The following is a 3,377-nucleotide window of genomic DNA, read 5'->3' as shown; positions in this document are numbered from 1 at the left end:
CGGTTTTGGTTTTTCGTGGTTGCGTATTCGATCGGTCTCGTTTGGTTCGGGTTCCTACCTCAACCTGTTGAGTCAATGAGTTCTGGATGGGTAGATTCAGGTTTGGTGAATACGGCTGTAATGGTGGATGATTTAAAGTGTTTTGAATTTGAGTATGGCTATTCATTAGAAATATTCCTGTATCGGTAAAAGTGTAAAAGCTGAATTTTGGGCATAAAAAAAGCAGCATCTGAGAGTGCGGCTAAAGATGTTGCTGTGCTTGTACGGTGTTACCGTATGCTTAGGCTAATGTAGAAGGTTTAACTGAAACTGAATTTAGGCAACCATTCGAAGTGCTTGTTCTAAGCCACGTTGCTTAATGGCTGCCCCTGCTCCAAACCATGCAGAATCGAGTCGGTGATCGGTACTCATGGCTCGGCGTTCATGATCGGTGAATTCGGTGATCGAACAGAGTAATCCATAAACGGTATCTTTGGCTGAACTCAGTTCTGCCCCACGCCCATGTCCGTTAAACATGGTCATGACTTTTGACATGGCACGTCCATTCTGTTCAGTTTTATTGTCTGATCGGGATGAGTTGGCTTGATTCGTCGTCGCTGCATTGCGGTAGAACTGAATGATGCTTTCATCCTGTTCGACACTGCTTAAATTAGTATTGTTAAATACTGCGTCAAAGTAGGCAGCAGCTTCCTGCTGAGTCACCTTACGCTGGCTCAGTTGCTTCATTTCATACATGTGTTCATCCCATGCACGGACTGAAATACCAAGTTGATGTTTGACTTTATCGGCATCGAATTTGGTACTGTGAGGGACTTTGACAATACCTGTATTGGTATTCTGTCCTTTGAGGGCAATCGCCAAAGTGTTATTACATACCACTCGGATACTGGTAAATTGGGCTGTCGTGGCAAGCGTGCCATCACAAGCGGTTGCCAATAAAATATAGCCATTACTGACATCCTTACCTTTTAAGGCGGAAGTTTGCCCTGTTCGTGCCAGTGCCCAGAATTTCTTACCGCCCTTGAGCACGCCTGCGGTTTCCAGTTCAAAGCCTGATTGTTCAGTCAGATCCCGATAAAATTCTAAAATCTCTTTGGGCTGAACTTCCTGAAATCTTTGGCTGACCACAGATAAAGGAGCATGGGTATCTGAACGATACAGTACTCGCTGTTCCTCAAAAGGCATGATGATGCTCTGCCCCCGATGATTCTGAGCCATGTAACTGACATCCGAGGATTCAATCCGCCAATCCATGCCTGCCTGCTGTGCCCAGACCTCAATCGGTTGGTTTGGGGTAAGTTGATTACCTAAGCCATGCCAAGGGGTTTGTCCAGTGAATGCCATTGTTTCAACTAAATGTGCCATAAGAATAATTCCTGTATCAATTTTAAATGGGTAAAAGGGTTTGGTTTGTGAATTTTGATAAATGCTTAATTGCGTAAATTTGGGCTAAAGCTGCGGTCACAGTTGTTGCAGTAATACTGCCTGCGAGAAATGGGTTGTTGCTGTTCATCTTCAGTGATCAACATCCAGATACCACCGATCAGCACTCCAACGAGTGCGCCTGCAATCGGAGGAATATTCAGACTTTTGGAAACACTGACACCTAATGTGGCAAGTGCCATTGGTGACATCACACTATTGGAGATAGAGTTATTTGTTGAGGTACTGGGTAAATGTTGGGTTGATTCAAGCATTACCGTCTCTCTAGACTGGCAATAAGGACATGGCAAACTCATCTGAATAATTCCTGTAATAAAAAATGAGCGAAATAAAAAAAACCTGCTGAGGGAAGCAGGCAAAATGATTGCGATGTAACTGAAGCATGTATTGGTGCGGTCTCAAATGGAGACGTACCGTTCTCATTTAGATGCTATGTATTTGTATTTTTTTAGAATGCGTTTTTTATCATCAGTTTTAGGTGATTTTTGAATGATGCTTAAACAGATCAATTGACCTGTTTTTTAGCAACGATTATGATGCAAGGGCTGACCTACATTGTCAGTCGGTTTTGACAGACCGCAGATCCAGCACGATATATGAAAGTAATTTTGTATGTTGTGGGAACCCTCGCGTCCCCCTTTTTTCTATGGTAGGGCGAGAGGGGGACGCCTCGTGCGTGCTGGTTCCTTGGATCCCAGTCTGTCAACCCCCTTTCGTTCTGCCACCATAATCAATTGACAGTGATTCGGCAGAACTTCTTGTAATTCCAAGGAGTCAACCATAATGCAATTTACTGTGCTTTATTCACCTGCACTTTCTCCGCCTCTTCGGCATTTCATTCCAATTCATTTATCACATGCTTTCACTGTGCCCTGATTGATTCAAGGCATTAATTAACTACTGCATCCTTTTTGGTCAGTGGTGTTTTGTGCTGGATAAAAATCATGGAACGTGCTGTACCGCTTATTCGGATTGTCCTTATTGTGCTCTGTAACAGCCTAGCTAGAGCCTATGACAGCCAAGCAGAATGTATTTGAAATTACAGTCAATTTCATAATTCATTTTAAAAAATTTAAAAATATTGGATGGGGAAATAATAGGATGAAATACGTTTCAATTGCGCTGCTCACCAGCCTTGCGTTGGTCGGCTGCTCAAAACCACAACAAGATGATGTACAGAAAGAAGAGCTTTCTCAAAAGATCGAAAAAATGTCATTGAATGATGCTGCCCCTGGACAGGCTGTTTCTTCTCCTTTGATTATCGCTCGAAATCAAATTACACCTCCGCTAACAAAGACTGGAGAAAACTTTCAGGAACTCATCAAAGACGAGGGTTATTTTTCCTTTTATCCGCCGTATAAAACCATCTCTGGATTACAGATGTTTGCTGAAAATTCGGATGTGGCTGACTATTGTGCAAATTGCGTACATTTCCAGTCTGTTCTCAATGATTTAAGAAATGTGCTGGCTTTAAAAAACAATCAGGTTTTAGTGATCGGTCATCCAGGTCAACAGTTTCCTGCATTCACATTTGCTTTAGGTGACGACTATTCCATACGTGCAGCGCATGATACAGCCATCAATTATATAAGATCGACAATGCAGGTGATTCCACCAAAAAAAGATCAATTTGAAAGTACCGAACAATATCAACAACGTATTCAGACACTTCAAAAAGAATTGGATACAAAAAATACCCATCTAAATTATGACTTGAAGCTTTTAGAACTCAGTTTAAATGCGACTTCTTCACAAAGTCAGTTCATGCCGAGCAGCTATACACCCAATGATCGACCAAGTGGTTCGATTGATAACTTTGTTTATTACGATGCTGACTCGAAACAATTACATTTTGAGAATATGAATTTCTCATCTGATCTTATTGTGAATTTCACTGCCCCATCTACGCCTGAGTTAGCACAAAATATCATTAT

3 protein-coding genes and 1 pseudogene are annotated in these 3,377 nt (G+C 41.9%); 1 reads left to right on the top strand and 3 read right to left on the bottom strand.

What is annotated here, in order from left to right:
* From ACT4_RS17145 to ACT4_RS14770, 3 genes and pseudogenes are all read right to left on the bottom strand, one after another.
* Window positions 1–166 (bottom strand): annotated as a pseudogene (locus ACT4_RS17145) (YqaJ-like viral recombinase); the annotation flags it as partial.
* 149 nt (window positions 167–315) lie between these two features.
* Window positions 316–1,365, bottom strand: coding sequence for a DUF932 domain-containing protein (locus tag ACT4_RS14775; RefSeq protein WP_004963754.1), 1,050 nt, complete (start codon window positions 1,363–1,365; stop codon window positions 316–318).
* 65 nt (window positions 1,366–1,430) lie between these two features.
* Window positions 1,431–1,739, bottom strand: a complete 309-nt coding sequence (locus ACT4_RS14770) for a hypothetical protein (RefSeq protein WP_004963757.1) — start codon at window positions 1,737–1,739, stop codon at window positions 1,431–1,433.
* Window positions 1,740–2,544: 805 nt separating this feature from the next.
* On the opposite strand from ACT4_RS14770, the gene ACT4_RS14765 reads away from it, so the two are divergent.
* On the top strand, window positions 2,545–3,377 hold an 833-nt coding region (locus tag ACT4_RS14765), incomplete at its 3' end, for a hypothetical protein (protein ID WP_034605263.1).

It is taken from the genome of Acinetobacter sp. NBRC 100985, assembly GCF_000241225.1.
Lineage (GTDB): Bacteria > Pseudomonadota > Gammaproteobacteria > Pseudomonadales > Moraxellaceae > Acinetobacter > Acinetobacter venetianus.
The sequence above is the reverse complement of the archived record's forward strand: the minus strand, read 5'-3'. Positions and strand labels throughout refer to the sequence as shown.